Here is a 15,339-nt window from a genome sequence, read left to right as displayed (position 1 = left end):
TCATCCGAGATAACCTTTGATATGAGCCGTCGTTTGAGCAACTCTGATATCAGTTGTCGTCTTTCCCTTGGTTCTTCTTGATGATGGCTTGCAACGCTTGGCTATGTACAAGATCGATGCACTTTGCCATCGTCATCGGCTCCCCTGACATACTGTCATAGGGCTTTGCCAGAAATTCTTTTGCCAGCGCCCTGACGGCGGTATGCGCCTCCAGAGAATAATCGCCGAACTCCATATAACCCCGAGCAGCGGCGGCGGCATCGTTTTTGACTTCTTTTGCTGAGTACCCCTTGGCGATACAAACGCTAAGCGCGTAGTTTTTGAGGTACTCGGCAGAGGAGTACTTTTCGTTGGCGGAAGCTTCAGTATTCAATACCGCCAACATGAGTAGGAACGCAGTTTTAATCGTGTGACGTAAGTGCATCGATTCGTTTTTGCATCGTATCGGCCAGGCAATCTTTGTCATCTCGGCATTTATCCCTTTGCAGTAACCAAGATCTTTGCGTGCTGTTTAAAGAAGCCGCCAGTTTTTTATCCCCTACATCGGTCGCCTGCTTTTTTGCCAACAGCCAAGCTTGGGAAACGCTTTTGTCATAGGCGGATAAATTGAAGTCTGAGCAGATAGTTTTTTCAACAACGCTTGTAGATTTGGCACAGTCGAAAGACGCTGCAGGTTTAGGATCTTTCGGTAACCGTTCTAATTGCAGTAGCGAACCATCGTACCAATTAACCAGCATTTTTTTGGATTGAGAGCGGCAAAGCTGGAGCCTGCACCATTATCGGATGGGCCGAATGATCCGGAGTGACAAGCGATCTTGAAAAGAGAGACTTCTGCTTGGCCGTTTTCTTTCAATGCATAGTTTTTAGCCGAGATGCTTTTATCTCCGCCCATCGACTTACCGATGAATTGATTTAGCGTGCTTCTCTCAATACTTAAGGTTGGCGCTGTGCAGACGTCTTTTTCCGGCAGATTGTTTTCTATTGATTTAGTGGAAATATTGATTACCCTTCCTAGTAATCGAGGGTCGTTAAGTTGATAGCTAAGCGTGCGGGTAGTCTCATTGTCTATGTTGACCTGAGTCACTTGCCATAAGCCATCAATAGTTGATGATGTTGGGGCATTAACGTTTTTTTCTGCTGCGTATGTACTGAACGATAATAAGACGCTACTGATGAGAAATTGATGTTTACTCAATTGAGTGATGTCCTTATCTCTGCAAAATACTGTCCTTAGTTTGCTAATAAACCTCCCCATAATGGGGAGGTTGTATAACAATTAAGCTTCGCGGTTTTCCTTGATGTTCCAACCTGCGCTGCTTTCGGCGCCTTTGCCGCCTTTGTCGCTCTGCTCCCAGTACTGCTGTTTCACTTTCGCCGCCTGGAAGGAGTAGGTGACGCCCACGGTGTCTTCGCCGCCTGCACCAGTGTACTGCACGGCGGTGACCAGCACGTCTTCCAGGGTGATTTTTGCGTATTCAACCTGGGTGCCGCCCGCCTTGCAAACCGACAGCTCAATCTTGGTCAGGTGTTTGCCGCTTGAGCAGTGTTTCAGCAAGGCCGGGGTTGACTTGTCGATCAGCGCGTTGACGTGCAGATCGTTGAAGCACACTTTACCGGCGCCACCGCCGCCGCCAACGCCCATATTGCCTGGTTGAGAGGCGCCCCAGGAGAAAGAAGTAATGTCGGTCCAGCCTTTGTGATTCGAATCTTTGGATTCGCCGCTGGCACCTTCAACTTTCAGGAACATATCAATAGCCATAGTTTCTTCACTCTTTATTAAGGGTTAACAGTAGTATTAACGTTACGTTGAAAAACTCAGGTAATAGCAGCAGGAATTGCAAGTGTGGTAATGCATTACCAATTTATATCCTTGTGCCATGCACCTTCTTAAATACCGAAAACTATCGGTACGGGTTACCGAGCCATTATTAAAATGATAATGGCTCAATGCTTAATTATTTCGCGTTATCTTGATTCCACGTGCGATCTGGATTGCCTGCAATGAGCTGTCGGGAAAGCTTGTCCAATTCCGGACTATGGTACAACCGCAGGCAGTTTAAGGTGACACCTTGACTCTTGCCTTTGGTTTCACTGTGAAACTCATTGACTCTGGATTTATATTTGCCGATGAGAGCATTGATTTTCTCATCACCTGATTCGATATCGAATGGCATCCATTCTCTCATCGCATTCGCCGTTCTGGCTGCATCAAGAGAGAACGCTTTATCCGAATCGGAGACCTGTGCCAGGCAGCGTGACAATGCCAGTTCTTTTACGACCTGGTGATAAGGCATCTGTTTGATAAATGCCACCGGATCTTGAATGTCCTTGGCGAGCGATGACTGCGAGAGCCCCAACAAGGTAGTTGCCAATCCGATTGTGATTAACTTGTTCATGGCAACTCCCAAAAATTGGCTCGCGGAGTAGAGTAATTGGTTCCGGGCTCATTGAAATAGCAATGATCTGAACAACTGTTTCCGTCCCAGAAAGTGGCGTGCCCGCCCGCATTTCCCCAACCTGATACTTCAAAAAGTATTAATCCTTTTTTGTTGGCCAGTTGCGTAACAGGTAATTGAGGGTAATTAACAATCATGTCAGGTTTTCCCCACGTTTTAGTCAGGTAGGGAATCAAATCCCGCACGCGGAAAAAGTACCATTTTTTATCTGCGCCTGAGACGGTTAACTGACCTATTCTGGGAACTGGATGGCCTGTGTAATTGAGCACGTAACTCATCCTTACGGCACAGCTGTTTTCCCAGCCACCTGATTCGGCGGGTATCTCAAAGTTTCGTTTTACGGCACCGCCAATCGTATTTTTAACTTTTCCCAGAGGATCGTTTGGGTCATAAATATTTTTAGCCGCAGTCCAGGCAGCCAGAAAACGGGGTCTTGTTCCCATGATTTACCTCCATGTTTTATTTATCAGGCCGCACTACCGCGGCCTGACTTCAGTCCATCAGGACGCGTCGTTTTGTTTCAGCGAAGGCAGCTTCGACACCAGGCGCAGGGAGACGGTCAGGCCTTCCAGCTGGTAGTGCGGGCGCAGGAAGAACTTGGCGCTGTAGTAGCCCGGGTTGTCTTCGATCTCTTCCACCTGCACTTCCGCCGCGGCCAGCGGTTTGCGCGACTTGGTTTCCTGCGATGAGTTGGCCGGATCGCCGTCCACGTAGTTCATGATCCAGTCATTCAGCCAGCGCTCCATATCGTCGCGCTCGCGGAAGGAGCCAATTTTGTCGCGCACGATGCACTTCAGATAGTGCGCGAAGCGGCAGCAGGCGAACAGGTATGGCAGGCGCGCGGAAAGCTGGGCGTTGGCGGAGGCGTCGGCGTCGTAGTATTCCGCCGGCTTCTGCAGCGACTGCGCGCCGATAAAGGCGGCGAAGTCGGAGTTTTTGCGGTGCACCAGCGGCATAAAGCCGTTTTTGGCCAGCTCGGCTTCGCGACGATCGCTGATGGCGATCTCGGTCGGGCACTTCATGTCCACGCCGCCGTCGTCGCTCGGGAAGGTATGGCACGGCAGGTTCTCCACCGCGCCGCCGGATTCCACCCCGCGAATGGCGGTGCACCAACCGAACTCTTTGAACGAACGGTTGATGTTGGCGGCCATGGCGTAGGCGGCGTTGGTCCAGGTGTAGTTGCCGTGGGTCGCGCCGTCGGTATCTTCTTCGAAGTCAAACTCGTCCACCGGATTGGTGCGGATGCCATACGGCAGGCGCGCCAGGAAGCGCGGCATCACCAGGCCCAGGTAGCGCGCGTCTTCCGATTCGCGCAGGCTGCGCCAGGCGGCGTATTCGGTGTTCTGGAAAATCTTGGTCAGATCGCGCGGGTTGGAGAGCTCCTGCCAGGACTCCATTTGCATCACGCTTGGCGCGGTGCCGGCGATGAACGGGCAGTGTGAGGCGGCGCCGATCTTGGCCATTTCACCCAGCAGCTCCACGTCCTGCGGGCTGTGATCGAAGTAGTAGTCGCCCACCAGGCAGCCGAAGGGCTCGCCGCCGAACTGGCCATACTCTTCTTCGTAGATTTTCTTGAAGATCGGGCTCTGATCCCAGCCCACGCCTTTATAACGCTTCAGCGTGCGGCCCAGCTCCTGTTTGGAAATGCTCATGAAACGGATCTTCAGCATCTCGTCGGTTTCAGAGTTGTTGACCAGGTAGTGCAGGCCGTGCCACGCGCCTTCCAGCTTCTGGAAATCGTCGTGGTGAATGATCTGGTTGATCTGCTGCGACAGCTTTTCGTCGATTTCCGCGATCAGCGCCTGGATGGTGCGGTAGGCGTCGGAAGAAACGGTGACGGTATTTTCCAGCGCCTGCTGCGCCAGAGTTTTCACCGCGTTCTCGACCGCTTCTTTGGCCTGATCGGTCTTCGGCCGGAACTCTTTGTTCAACAGCGCGCTGAACTCATCGCTGGAAAAAGTCTCGGTGGTTTGCAACGCATTCTGTTGCTGAGGCGAGTTGCTCATCGATTAATCCTCACGCTCGTTGTTGTCATCGTTAACCGCCGGCTTCGGCGCGTCGGTCAGGGATTTCAGCAGCGCCGGGTTTTGCAGGATCTTGGAGATCAGCTCCTCGGCGCCGTTTTTACCGTCCATGTAGGACAGCAGGTTGGAAAGCTGGGTGCGGGCGTCCAGCAGATTGTCCAGCGCGTCGACCTTGCGGGCGATAGCGGCGGGGGAGAAGTCTTCCATGCTTTCGAAGGTCAGATCGATGTTCAGCTTGCCTTCGCCGGTCAGGGTATTGTCAACCTGATAAGCGACGCGCGGCTTCAGCGATTTCATGCGCTCGTCGAAGTTGTCGACGTCGATTTCCATGAACTTGCGCTCCTCCACGCTGGCTTGCGGATCGACCGCTTTCCCCACCAGATCCGCCATCACGCCCATCACGAACGGCAGCTGGATTTTGCGCTCTGCGCCATAAATTTCGACATCGTATTCAATCTGTACGCGCGGCGCGCGGTTGCGGGCGATGAATTTCTGCCCGCTGCGGGATTTCGAGTTTGACATGATTTACTCCATCTAATGGCGATTGGGAACGCGCCTCGTCCGGCTGGGAGAGTCAGGTTCTGATTCGGGTCTGCGCAGGGGCAGACGGTATCGGGTGTCGTCAAGAGAACAAAAGTCGGCGGCTAGCTGTTCTCCTCGTTGTCGGGGCGACCGAGAATGGTCTCCAGTTGGTTAAGCCCATCGGGCGCCAAATCGCGGACGATTTGCATAAAGTCCAGCGTAATCAGTCGCTGTACCCGATCGATCATCAGCGGCGCCGGGTGGCTTGGCTCATGAAGACGAAAATAGTTTTTCACCTTGTCCAGCATCAGCTGGGCGTCATCGCGCGACTGGATCTGCGCGCTGCGCCAGTTGAGTGAGGCAGAGGCGCTCTGCACGGCGGCCGGTGGCTGCTCAGCGGCGGTTTCCTGTGTGGCGTCCGCTTCGGTGGCGGCCGGGGCCTCGCTCTGGCCGGCAAGCGCCACCAGCGAAAAGACCTTGGTCAGCGCGCTCATTTCCGGCAGCGCGCTTTCACCCAGATGGCGGGTGACTTCGCTGCGAATGGCGGCCAGGGTGTTGGCGATATGCATCACCAGCGCGCCTTCGGGGCGATCCTGTTGCGCCAGCTCATCCTGCAGCCGTGCGCGGCCGCCGGGAAAGTTGGGGCACTCTTGCTTGCTGCCGTCGAGCAGGGCGCCGGCATCGCGCAGCGAGATTTCACCGGCGGCGCTTTTCAGCAGCGGCGCGGCGCGCACGCTGGCGGCCAGCGCGGCCTTGTCGCCAAGGTCGGCCAGCGCGTTGATGCGAAACAGCGGGTCGGCCTCACCGTCGAACTCCAGCGGCGGCTGCAGGGCATCCCAGTAGCGGAGTATCGCCTGGTGGATCAGCGTCAGCCCGTCGGCATAGCCCGGCAATCCGCGCAGCTGGGTCCAGGCGCGGGTGAGATACAGCATGACGCGCAGGTCTTTGGTGCGCGCCAGCAGCGAGCTTGCGAGACGCTCGACCTGCACCCAATCCGGCGCCTCTTCCGGAATGATGGTGCTGCCGAATTGCTGTTCGGCTTTGCCGGTGGCGGCGCGCGCCATGGCCAGAAAGTCGGCGTCGTATTCCAGGTTGTCGCCGCAGGGCGTGTCCGCGTCAACCGGGGCCAGCAGGGTATCGGTGTCGATAGCCATAAGATTTCCTTCAACGAGCGATGTTAATCAAACATTTGCGGGTACTGGCCGCCGCGGCCTGGGCGCGCCCAGCCGTTGGGTTCGAACAGCAATGAAAACAGCTGCACGGTGAGGTTGCCGCTGTGCACGTGGGTGTAGAGCGGGTGCCCGTCGGCCTGATTGGTCCACCAAAAGCTGGTGTACTGCGCCGGATCGAAACAGTCGGCGGCCTGCTGCCAGCCGAGGCCCGGTACGTCCGGATGCTGGAAACCGATAATCGACAAGATCTCGGAGTCCGCTTCCGCCGGCGGGCTGGGCAACGCCGGGATCGCCTGCAGCGTGCGGTCGATCTGTTCGGCGGAGAAGCCGTTGCGCACGCCGTTCAGCAGGGTATGGCCGAGCTGTTGGTACCAGCTCGCCGCCATGTTCAGCTGTTGCGGGCGCCAATCCTGTTGGCTGAACAGGCGCAGCGCGCAGATGGGGTAACGCCGCCCGACGCGGTCGCGCGCCGGCAACAGGCAGCCCATCTGCACGTACTGGCTGCCGAGCGTGGCGGGGATCACGAAGTTCCACACCGGCGCGTTGCTGAACGGGTGATCGTTTGGCCCCTGCGCATCGCGCTGCAAATTCACCAGCCCGTTATGGAACCAGTGGGCCCAGTTGTTGACCACCGGGTCAGGCAAACGGCGTTGCAGGAAGTCACCGGCGGAAGGAAGTTTGCCGTACCAGCCGATGCTCGTCGGGGCGCTTGAATCAGTGCTCATGGTCATGTCCTTTCGGGGCTACGGGCACGAGAAGGCCGGCAGTTGGAACGGATTGCGAATGCTGTTGGGCGTGAACTCCAGCGTGACGCGGTGGCCGTCGAGATTGAACGTCGCCTGACGGCCGAGGCCGCCGGTGCCCGAAGACTGCGCCATATCCACCAGGCGGTTCAGCGCCCACGGCCCGCTGGTCACCAGACTGGCGGTGGTGCCGTTGGCCAGCGCCAGCTGCAGATGCACCTGGTTGGTATTGCGGGTGCCCGGCCAGCTGACCACCAGCGGCACCTGCGGGCCGTGGCTGTATTTGAACAGCTGCCCGTCGATATCCAGCGTCAGGTTGAGGATGTCGTTATCCATCCGCACCGGCCGCACGGTCACGCGGTAAGAGGGCGTCGCCGTGCCGTTGGCGAAAAAGGCGTCGCGGATGCGCTGCGCCTGCTGGAACGACCGCAGGATGCCTTCGCCGCCGGGCAGCGTCTTGCCGTCCACGCCGGGCGTGAAACGCCAGTTGGCGCGGGTGGTATCGACCTTGCCCTGCAGGTTGTCGCGGAAGAAGCTGTCCATCAGCCCGCTGTTCGGCGCGAACATGCGCGCCAAATCGTCCGGCGTCACTTCCTGGCGCGCCCGGGCCACCAACGGATAACGCCCGGCGATCGCCTGGCGGCAGAAGCTGCCGACCTCGAAGCTGATGCGCTTTTTCACGTTCTCCATCTCTTTGCGCTGGGTGTCGCTGCTGGCGCCGATCGCCAGCGACAGCAGCATCTGTTTGAACGGCACCGGCAAGCGGCCGGATTCGGCCTGCAGGCGCGGGATGATGTCGCTCGGCGGCGCCGACATGCCGCTGTTGGCCGCGCCTTGCACCGCCGTCAGGTAGCTGTACAGCTCATCGACCTGTTTCAGCACGCTGTCGAAAGGGATCGCCTTATTGCCTTCGCCCTGGCTTTGCGCCAGCTCAAGCAGCGGCGCGAAGTGCGCCATCACCAGCTGTTCCGGCTGGGCCGACACGTCGCCGTCGGCGTTGGCCGGCCGGTTGGTGAACAGCGCCTCCAGCGTGCGGTTGGCGTTTTGATTCAGCTTGTCTTCGGTTTTGGCCAGCAGCGAGCGGGAATCGGCGTCGCTTTTCTCGTCGCGCAGGGTGACGTTTTTGCTGACGTTAACCAGCAGATTGCGCATCGGCGACGGATTGCCGGACAGCAGGCGCGCGCTGCTGATGCGCTGGGTCAGGTTGCCGATGTTGGCCAGTTGGATATCGCCCAGAAGCTCATCCCAGGCGCTGATAAAGTCCTGCATGTACAGCTGGCGGATGGTCTTGGTCAGATCGGCGCTTTTCTGCTCCGGCGTCTGGCTGTTCAACACCCAGACGTCTTCCTTGCGCAGGGTATCGGTCACCGGATCGATGTTGTCGTTGAACGCTTTCCAATACCCCTGTGAGGTGAACAGACCCGGCACGCCGTCGGTCACCGGTTTGCCGCTTTTGCGGCTGAACGCCAGTTCGGTCTGCGGACCGGCCAAATCGACCAGGCTGACCGGCTTGATGTCGGTCTGTTTCAGCAGCAGACGCTTAAGGCGGCCGTAGACGCGTTGCGACAGCGGCGCCCGATTGAGCGCGGCCTGCGCCTGCGCCACCAACGGCTCGTCTTTGGCGTAAGGCGAGGCCTGGATCTGCGTATCCAGCAGTTGGCTCAGGTGCCATTCGATCTGCTGCAGCTGTTTTTGGGTGCTGCCCTGCGGCAGGTTGCGCTGCAGGTTGAGCATCACCCAGGCGCGCAGGAATTTGCCGTCGTACTGCTTCGGCAGATACAGCATCTGGTAGGCCTTCAGCGCTTCATAGCTGAAGTCCGCGTCGCCGTGGTTATCGTTGCGCAGCGTGGCGGCGATCTGTTGCGCCACCTGCGGCAGCAGCAGTTCTTTCAGCGCTTTTTGGTACAGGGCATTGCCGGCGTCGCCGACCTGATCGCCGCGGAACAATCCCATGCGATAGGTGAACGGCGGATCGTCCAGCGAAAAGTTCTGGCTGTCCGGCAGATGCAGCAGGCTGTTGAGGAACGGCAGCAGCGAGAACATATCGCCGTTGCCCAACTGGGTCAGGCTTTGCCCCTGGCGCTCGACGCCGGGCACCTTGGCGGCCACTTCCGCCAGATAGGCCTTGTTGTTGCCGTAGCTGGTGAACCACAACATCGCCAGCACCGCCAGGATCACCGCCAGCGCGATGTACCCCGCCCAGTGCAGGGCGCGGTTGCGGTATTCCCACCAGCGGTTGCTGCCCGCCAGCCCGGACTCCTGGAAGACCACCGATTCCAGCGTCTCTTTCAGGAAGAAGCTCTGGCCTTTGGCTGCCGGGATCGGCGTTTCCTGGCCCACGCTGTCCCAGGCCGCGTTGGCCTGCGCCCCTGAGTTGGCCGGCGGCAGCTGCAGGTAGCGGTTCAGTTCGCCCATCACTCGGTCAAACGGCAGACCTTCCTGAGTGCCGCTGGTGAAGTAGATGCCGCGCGGGGTAAAGCGGGTTTCAAAACTGGAGGTGGCGAACACCTGTTCCAGATATTGGCCGAGCAGCGGGCGCAGCGCGGCGAACTCCTGCGGGAACAGGTAGCTTTCGGCGCGTTGGCGCGCGTCGTGCTCCATCAGCAGCGTATCCGGCAGCGCCGCATCCAGCCGTTGTTGCAGCAGGGCGTATTGTTGTTCGAAGGCGGCGTTCAGGTTGAAGTCCGGCTGCCGCGAGCGCTCGTAAGGGAAGGTGAATCCCCAGATCTGGTCGCGCTGCGCTTTGTCGAAGCTGCCGAAATAGGCCATAAAGCCGTTGAGCAGGTCGGTTTTGGTCACCAGCACATAGACCGGGAAGTGAATGCCCAGCTGTTCGTGCAGTTCTATCAGGCGTTTGCGCAGCGCGCTGGCCTGCGCGGCGCGCGCTTCCGCGCTGTCGCTCAGCAGATCGGCGACGCTGATGGTGACCATCACGCCGTTGATCGGCTGGCGGGCGCGATATTTTTTCAGCAGCGCGACGAAGCTTTGCCATTCGCCGGCGTCTTCTTCGCGCTGGCTTTCCTGGGTGGTGTAGCGGCCGGCGGTGTCGAGCAGCACCGCGTCGTTGGTAAACCACCAGTCGCAGTTGCGGGTGCCGCCCACGCCGCGCAGCGCGGACTTGCCGAAGCGATCCGCCAGCGGAAAATGCAGGCCGGAGTTGACCAGCGCGGTAGTTTTACCGGCGCCGGGCGCGCCGATGATCACATACCACGGCAGCTGATACAGATATTGGCGGCTGAAGCGGGTCATCCAGCGATGTTTGCCGTCGCCCTGGCCCGGGGCGAAGCGCGCCTTTTTCAACAGCTGCGCCGCTTCGTCGAAACGCTGGGCCAGCGGATCGTCTGGTTTGATCTCGGGCTTGCCGTCTTCCGCCGGCACCGCTTCGGCGGCGCGCAGATTGCTCAGCAGACGGCTGTTGAACCAGGCGCTGTAGAGGCGCGGGATCAGGCGGCACAGGAACCAAATCAGGTAGATAGCGCCGATGGCGATCTGGCGGTTGAGTTCCGGCTCCAGCGGGCGATAGTCACCGATGGCGACCAGCGGGCCGATCGTCCAGATGATGAACGCCAGCGCGGTGATGCCGACAAAGCCCCACAGCAGGCGGCTGGTGATGATGGAGAATAACGTACTGAGCATTACTTTCCGGTTCCTTGCGGCAAGCCGTTGATTTCCGCCTGGGTGTTTTCCGGGGCGACCAACAGCGTAATTTCTACCCGGCGGTTCAACGCGCGGTTCACTTTGTTATCGTTCGGCGCGACGGGGTTGCTCTCGCCGCGGCCCTCGGCCTTGACCCGCTGCGGGTTGGCGAGGTGTTTTTGCAAGCGGGCGCTGACCGCTTCGGCGCGCGCCAGCGACAGCTCCCAGTTGGAGGCGAAGCGGGCGCTGCGGATCGGCACGTTGTCGCTGTAGCCGGTGACCAGGATTTTGCCGCTGACGCCGTTCATGGCGGCGGCGATGCGGTCGATGACCGTAATATAGTTGGCGCGCACCGTGGTGGCGGCGGAGTCGAACAGCCCGTCGCCTTTGAGGATCACCACGCTTTGCTGCGCTTCGTCGCGCACCACCACCAATCCTTCGGCGATCTCCTTGCGCAGGAAACTTTTCAGGCTCAGCGTCGGCGGCGCGGCCGGCGCCGGATTACCGATCGCCACCTGCGGCAGGTTGGTTTGGTAAATCGCCGCCAGCACCGGGCTGGTGTTGTCGCCCAGCCGCCAGTTGAGGGCGATAAACAGCAGCGAAGCCAGGAAGCCGGTCAGCGCCACGCAGGCCCACAGCGGAACCAGTGGACGCCACAGTTTCTGTTGTACCGGCAGATCCAACGCATGAGGCGACAGGGGCGGGGCGTAGCCGCCGCGCACCGACCGAATCAGCTGCAGCAGGCGCTGCTTCATGGTTTCCAACTGCGAGCGGCCGTTTTCCATCACCCGGTAGCGGCCTTCAAAGCCCAGCAGCAGGCAATAATTGATCAGCTCCAGCAGATTGATGTGCTCGCGCGGGCTCTGCGACAGCTTGGCCAGCAGCTGGAAGAACTTCTCGCCGCCCCAGGTTTCGTTATGGAAGGTCACCAGCAGCCCGCTGCCGGACCACACGCTGTTGCTGCCCCACGGGGTCAGCGCCGCCGCTTCATCCAGCGCGGTGCACAGACAATAACGCGCGCCGATGATCACTTCGTACGGCAGGTTGGCGCGTTGGCCGCGGATCTCGAAGCGGCGCATTTCGTCGATCAGCTGTTGGCGCAGCTGCGCCGGGTTGGCGTGCGTGGCCGATTGGCGGATCTGCGAAATGGCGTTCAGCAGCGGGTTGGCGGCGTCCACCAGCGGGTTGGCCGCCGGCGCCATGCTATTTTCCTGAGTCATAGGTTACCGGTCCGTATGGCTGCGAATCGCCCAAAATTCCATGTCCAGCCCCGGGAATTCGCCGGCCAGGTGCAGGGCGAAGGCGCTGGATTTTTCCATCTGTTTCCACAGGTCGCCGCCTTTTTCCAGCTCGAAATAGGTGTAGCCGGCGTGATAAGGGATCTGACGCGGCGCAACGGGCATGGTGCGCAGACCGATGCCTGGCAGCTGCAGCTGCACCAGATCGCGGATGCGCGTGACCGGGGCGATCTTCATCTGCGCCGGGAAGTGGGTCAGCAATACCTCGGCGGCCACGTCGGCGCGCACTGCCAAGACGAAGCCGAAGTCGCGCATCATTTTGGCGTCTTGCACGGTGGCGACGTTCAGGCCGTGGGAGCGCTCGACCAGCGTCAGCTGAATGGCGTTGTCCTCCAGCACCACCGACAGGCCCTGACGCAGCAACAGCATCAGCTTGCCGAAGCACAGCGCCAGGTTGTCGTGGTCATACACCGGCAGGCGGCCTTCCGGGGTGCGCTGCGCCGAGAAGCTGGCGAGTTCGGTGGCGAACTGCAGCCAATCGGCGAACAGGCGCTCCGGGTGCAGATGGTCGAGGTGGTAGGCATGGCTCACCTGACCGAGATGGCGGTTGATCAGCTGCAGCAGCATGAAATCGACCATTTCGGAACTGCCGCCGCGGCCCGGTTGCAGCAGGCGTTGACTCATCTGCTGGCTGCGCTGTTGCAGCAGCCCCTGCAGATCGTTGATGAAGGTCTTCAGTACCGGGTTGCCCTGACAGTTCAGCATCGGCGGGATTTGCGCCGTATCGAGACGCAGGCTGTTGTCGCCGCGCTTTTCCAGCACGCGGGTGACGCCGAGCGCCGTCCATTCGGCGTTCAGCTCGCTCTCCAGCATCAGCCGCAGGCGCAGGCGACCGAATTGCAAGGCCGCGCTGCCCACCGAGACGGCGTTGAGATCGTCGACTTCGGTCTCGTAAGCCAGATAGCGCGCCAGCGCTTCCGGGCTTTCCTGAAAGATCACGTCTTCACGCCCTGCGCGATAGGTCGGCAGAGCCAGCACCACGTTTTCACCGGTCTTGTTGTCGGCGATGGCCAGCGGCGCGGGCGCCTGCTGGGCGCCGGAGAAGCGAAACGGCGTGCCGTCGGGCATGATGCCGCTGGCGGCGTTGAGCGCGATCTTGCCCTGGCGCAGCAGCGTTTGGTCCAGATCCAGGGTGAGAAATCCCCAGAAACAGCCGCTGTGGGCCTGGCCCCAGTTGCGCATATAGCCTTCGAGATAGTTTTCCGCCTGCTGGAAATGGTGAGGGCGCAAAAACATCCCCTCAGTCCAGACAACCTTATGAGCATCTTTCATCATCACACCTATAGTTACTTCGCTTCAGCGCAGCGGTAGGTCAGTCGACCTTTTTTACGGGGCGCAGGCCACTCACGCCCGCGACGATATGCGCTTCCAGCTCATCCGGCGAGAATTGCCATACCTTGTAGAAATTGGTTTCGGTGGGTTCCGGCAGCGGCAGTGAAATACGCCAGGTCTTGCCGTCCAGATTTTGATATTCGGCGATCACGCCGATGTAACGTGCATCCAATGTGCTTTGCCCACCGAGCTTTTTGCCGGTCTGGCCCGGCGTCAGGAAGAACTGATCGCTGTCCAGCAGGCTGTTGCCGAGCACGCTTTTGGCGTCGTTTTGCAGACTGAAAAAGTCGGCTTCCATGAATTCCGCATCCGAGCGCAGCAGCAGCACGCGAATTTTGATCGGCGCCGGTTGCGCGCCGGCGGCGGCGTTGACCTGGCGGTCAGCGTCGAAGACCAGGCTGTAACGCGCCGGCACGCTTTTCGCGGAAGACATGCAGCCGCCGAGCGCCAGCGCGCCCAGCAGCAGAAACAGCATCCCGCACCAGCGGGAAGCGATAGGGGTCGTCGTCATGGGAATCTCGTCGCCCGCAGGCGTGCTGACTACTGGAGGATCCAGGTGGCTGAGCCGGCGTTTTTGCACGCCTTGCTGTCGCCGCCGACTTTAACGCAGTCCTGCTTGGCGGCGCGCGCGCGGCGCGGCAGATCTTTGCGCAGCGTCGCTTTGTAGCGCGCTTCCGGCACGCCGGCGTTGGCCTGGATATACCCCACCAGATCGCCGCCGCGGATGGCGGAGATCGCCAGCCAGTTGTTTTCCACTTCGCCCAGCGCGTAGAACGCGGCGGCGTTGTCCAGGCTGCCGACGGCGGTGCCGGTATAATTCGGGCTGCTCATGATGCTGGCGGCGTACAGGCTGCGGTACTCCTCACCGATCGGTTTGAACTGTTTCGGCGCGCTCACCGCGGCGCGGTGCTTTAGCGTGACGCCGCTGACTTCACTGCTGACGATGGCGTCGTTATTGAGCGCCGGCGGCGGTGGCGGTGGGGTGGAGCAACCGGCAAGCGTCAGGGCGGTCAACAACGTCAGGGTAATCCGTGTTTTCACAATGTCCTCTTTTTCTTGATTGAATGGCTGTGTAATAAAGCGCCGTCATCAGGGCGCAAGCAGCAACACTTTTAATTGGCTCGGCACGATGCGCATGCCGAGCGCGTTGGTGGAGTTCTGCAGGCTGAGGCTGGTCAGCCGGGTGGCCGGGGTGCCTTTGAGCAGCACGGTAAAGGCGCCGGTCAGGTGGCGGGACGGCCCCATCACCGTGCCGGAAGCGACGCCGGTGGCCACGCCGGGGTTGTCGCCGTTGGTCAGTGGCGTCACCGTCGCCATGTTGTGCGCCGGGGTGCCGACGAACAGAATGTTGAACGCGTTCGGGATGGCGGTCGGCGCCAGGGCGATATCCGGGTAGGGAATGGGCACCGGCGCCGGGCTTGGCGTCAGACAGACGTCGGGAAACGCCAGGTCCACGCCGATCATTTGGCTGTTGGCAAACATAAAAGGCCTCCGCAAGGTTATCCGACGTGGATCTGTTCCGAATCCAGCTTGGTGATGTCTTTCGAGGTAATCAGCGTGTTGCGAGCATGAATGCGGGCGTAATCTTCCGCCTGATAATCCAGCTGCCCGGCGCGCACGTGCTCGGTCTGACGCACTTTGCGAAACAGCGAGTGGCTGATCTGGCTGACCGAATGCCACAGTGACTCGCAGCGTTTGCCGACCAGGCGGCTGATGCTGACGAAAGCCGAGAGCTCTTCGCCGCTGTATTTCATCTTGTCGACGTGGCAGTCGCCGCTGTTCGCTTGCAGGGTCATGGCGTCGCCGCTCAGGTTCAGCGCCTGCGCGCCGTGCAGCGACAGCGAGCCGTGCAGCGTTTCAATGTGCAGATCGCCTGCGACGCAGAGCCGCGCCGCATTTTGCGGTTCCGCGCGCTCGAGGACGGCGATCGTCCACAGCTGGTGGCCGCAACCGGCGACCAGCACGCTATCGCCGAGGGCCGGCGTCAGCAGGCAGCTGGCCGCACGGCGGCAATGCCAGCCGCGGCCTTCACATTCCACCACCAGGCTGCCGTCCGGCAACAGGTTGACGACCTGGCCGGCGGCCTGCTGGGGCGGCGCGATGTTGACGGCGCGAGTAGTGTTGACAACGCTCATGGTGATCCCCTCGTGAAGTGG

At 60.0% G+C, this 15,339-nt stretch carries 17 protein-coding genes; all 17 read right to left on the bottom strand.

All coding sequences use genetic code 11. The features are described from left to right. Positions 1 to 49: 49 nt before the first annotated feature. A complete protein-coding gene (locus ITX55_RS16820; protein ID WP_042784886.1) occupies positions 50 to 385 on the bottom strand; it encodes a T6SS amidase immunity protein Tai4 family protein in 336 nt (111 codons plus the stop codon). Between the two features lie 16 nt (positions 386 to 401). Then, positions 402 to 737 (bottom strand): lysozyme inhibitor LprI family protein, encoded by a 336-nt coding sequence (locus tag ITX55_RS24215; RefSeq protein ID WP_223085226.1) that lies wholly within the window; start codon positions 735 to 737, stop codon positions 402 to 404. After that, positions 698 to 1,195, bottom strand: coding sequence for a hypothetical protein (locus ITX55_RS16810; RefSeq protein ID WP_223085224.1), 498 nt, complete (start codon positions 1,193 to 1,195; stop codon positions 698 to 700). Before ITX55_RS16810 ends, ITX55_RS24215 begins: the two co-directional genes overlap by 40 nt. An 81-nt stretch (positions 1,196 to 1,276) precedes the next feature. Further along, entirely contained in the window at positions 1,277 to 1,759 is a 483-nt protein-coding gene (locus ITX55_RS16805; protein ID WP_004934962.1) for a type VI secretion system tube protein Hcp, read from the bottom strand. A gap of 196 nt (positions 1,760 to 1,955) precedes the next feature. Then, positions 1,956 to 2,396: a T6SS amidase immunity protein Tai4 family protein gene (locus ITX55_RS16800; RefSeq protein ID WP_038876774.1), complete on the bottom strand. Its 441-nt coding sequence runs from the start codon at positions 2,394 to 2,396 to the stop codon at positions 1,956 to 1,958. Beyond that, the gene (locus tag ITX55_RS16795; RefSeq protein ID WP_223085221.1) at positions 2,393 to 2,899 is read right to left on the bottom strand and encodes a type VI secretion system amidase effector protein Tae4; all 507 of its coding nucleotides are present in this window, start codon (positions 2,897 to 2,899) and stop codon (positions 2,393 to 2,395) included. Before ITX55_RS16795 ends, ITX55_RS16800 begins: the two co-directional genes overlap by 4 nt. Positions 2,900 to 2,956: 57 nt before the next feature. Beyond that, on the bottom strand, positions 2,957 to 4,462 hold the full coding sequence (gene tssC / locus ITX55_RS16790) for a type VI secretion system contractile sheath large subunit (protein WP_004934958.1): 1,506 nt from the start codon (positions 4,460 to 4,462) through the stop codon (positions 2,957 to 2,959). Between the two features lie 3 nt (positions 4,463 to 4,465). Continuing rightward, on the bottom strand, positions 4,466 to 5,002 hold the full coding sequence (gene tssB / locus ITX55_RS16785) for a type VI secretion system contractile sheath small subunit (protein ID WP_015378282.1): 537 nt from the start codon (positions 5,000 to 5,002) through the stop codon (positions 4,466 to 4,468). 122 nt (positions 5,003 to 5,124) lie between these two features. Next, positions 5,125 to 6,156 carry a type VI secretion system protein TssA gene (tssA, locus tag ITX55_RS16780; RefSeq protein WP_060660572.1) on the bottom strand — a complete coding sequence of 344 codons (1,032 nt, stop codon included), beginning with the start codon at positions 6,154 to 6,156 and terminating at the stop codon, positions 5,125 to 5,127. Between the two features lie 23 nt (positions 6,157 to 6,179). Then, positions 6,180 to 6,899: a type VI secretion system-associated protein TagF gene (tagF, locus tag ITX55_RS16775; protein ID WP_033643553.1), complete on the bottom strand. Its 720-nt coding sequence runs from the start codon at positions 6,897 to 6,899 to the stop codon at positions 6,180 to 6,182. 18 nt (positions 6,900 to 6,917) lie between these two features. Further along, the gene (gene tssM, locus ITX55_RS16770; protein WP_223085220.1) at positions 6,918 to 10,553 is read right to left on the bottom strand and encodes a type VI secretion system membrane subunit TssM; all 3,636 of its coding nucleotides are present in this window, start codon (positions 10,551 to 10,553) and stop codon (positions 6,918 to 6,920) included. Further along, positions 10,553 to 11,755 (bottom strand): DotU family type VI secretion system protein, encoded by a 1,203-nt coding sequence (locus ITX55_RS16765; protein ID WP_223085236.1) that lies wholly within the window; start codon positions 11,753 to 11,755, stop codon positions 10,553 to 10,555. Before ITX55_RS16765 ends, tssM begins: the two co-directional genes overlap by 1 nt. Positions 11,756 to 11,776: 21 nt before the next feature. Next, positions 11,777 to 13,123 (bottom strand): type VI secretion system baseplate subunit TssK, encoded by a 1,347-nt coding sequence (gene tssK / locus ITX55_RS16760; protein WP_033644304.1) that lies wholly within the window; start codon positions 13,121 to 13,123, stop codon positions 11,777 to 11,779. A 40-nt stretch (positions 13,124 to 13,163) separates the two neighbouring features. Continuing rightward, on the bottom strand, positions 13,164 to 13,694 hold the full coding sequence (gene tssJ, locus ITX55_RS16755; protein ID WP_033643551.1) for a type VI secretion system lipoprotein TssJ: 531 nt from the start codon (positions 13,692 to 13,694) through the stop codon (positions 13,164 to 13,166). 29 nt (positions 13,695 to 13,723) lie between these two features. Continuing rightward, entirely contained in the window at positions 13,724 to 14,224 is a 501-nt protein-coding gene (gene tagV / locus ITX55_RS16750) for a type VI secretion system accessory protein TagV (protein ID WP_223085219.1), read from the bottom strand. Between the two features lie 48 nt (positions 14,225 to 14,272). After that, positions 14,273 to 14,665, bottom strand: a complete 393-nt coding sequence (locus tag ITX55_RS16745; protein WP_033643549.1) for a DUF4150 domain-containing protein — start codon at positions 14,663 to 14,665, stop codon at positions 14,273 to 14,275. Positions 14,666 to 14,682: 17 nt separating this feature from the next. Then, entirely contained in the window at positions 14,683 to 15,318 is a 636-nt protein-coding gene (locus ITX55_RS16740) for a DUF3540 domain-containing protein (RefSeq protein WP_197782718.1), read from the bottom strand. Positions 15,319 to 15,339: the final 21 nt, after the last annotated feature.

Source organism: Serratia sp. EWG9 (assembly GCF_019913725.1).
In the GTDB taxonomy this organism is placed as follows: Bacteria; Pseudomonadota; Gammaproteobacteria; order Enterobacterales; family Enterobacteriaceae; genus Serratia; species Serratia ureilytica.
Note: the sequence above shows the minus strand (reverse complement) of the source record. Positions and strands in the feature narration are given on the sequence as shown.

Excerpts from the sequence above, each read along its gene's own strand:
- tssJ (WP_033643551.1), bottom strand. The coding sequence starts at position 13,694 with ATGACGACGACCCCTATCGCTTCCCGCTGGTGCGGGATGCTGTTTCTG.
- ITX55_RS16820 (WP_042784886.1), bottom strand. The coding sequence starts at position 385 with ATGTTGGCGGTATTGAATACTGAAGCTTCCGCCAACGAAAAGTACTCC.
- tssC (WP_004934958.1), bottom strand. The coding sequence starts at position 4,462 with ATGAGCAACTCGCCTCAGCAACAGAATGCGTTGCAAACCACCGAGACT.
- ITX55_RS16795 (WP_223085221.1), bottom strand. The coding sequence starts at position 2,899 with ATGGGAACAAGACCCCGTTTTCTGGCTGCCTGGACTGCGGCTAAAAAT.
- ITX55_RS16805 (WP_004934962.1), bottom strand. The coding sequence starts at position 1,759 with ATGGCTATTGATATGTTCCTGAAAGTTGAAGGTGCCAGCGGCGAATCC.
- tssK (WP_033644304.1), bottom strand. The coding sequence starts at position 13,123 with ATGAAAGATGCTCATAAGGTTGTCTGGACTGAGGGGATGTTTTTGCGC.
- ITX55_RS16740 (WP_197782718.1), bottom strand. The coding sequence starts at position 15,318 with ATGAGCGTTGTCAACACTACTCGCGCCGTCAACATCGCGCCGCCCCAG.
- ITX55_RS24215 (WP_223085226.1), bottom strand. The coding sequence starts at position 737 with ATGCTGGTTAATTGGTACGATGGTTCGCTACTGCAATTAGAACGGTTA.
- tssM (WP_223085220.1), bottom strand. The coding sequence starts at position 10,553 with ATGCTCAGTACGTTATTCTCCATCATCACCAGCCGCCTGCTGTGGGGC.
- ITX55_RS16800 (WP_038876774.1), bottom strand. The coding sequence starts at position 2,396 with ATGAACAAGTTAATCACAATCGGATTGGCAACTACCTTGTTGGGGCTC.
- tssA (WP_060660572.1), bottom strand. The coding sequence starts at position 6,156 with ATGGCTATCGACACCGATACCCTGCTGGCCCCGGTTGACGCGGACACG.
- ITX55_RS16765 (WP_223085236.1), bottom strand. The coding sequence starts at position 11,755 with ATGGCGCCGGCGGCCAACCCGCTGGTGGACGCCGCCAACCCGCTGCTG.
- tagF (WP_033643553.1), bottom strand. The coding sequence starts at position 6,899 with ATGAGCACTGATTCAAGCGCCCCGACGAGCATCGGCTGGTACGGCAAA.
- tssB (WP_015378282.1), bottom strand. The coding sequence starts at position 5,002 with ATGTCAAACTCGAAATCCCGCAGCGGGCAGAAATTCATCGCCCGCAAC.
- ITX55_RS16745 (WP_033643549.1), bottom strand. The coding sequence starts at position 14,665 with ATGTTTGCCAACAGCCAAATGATCGGCGTGGACCTGGCGTTTCCCGAC.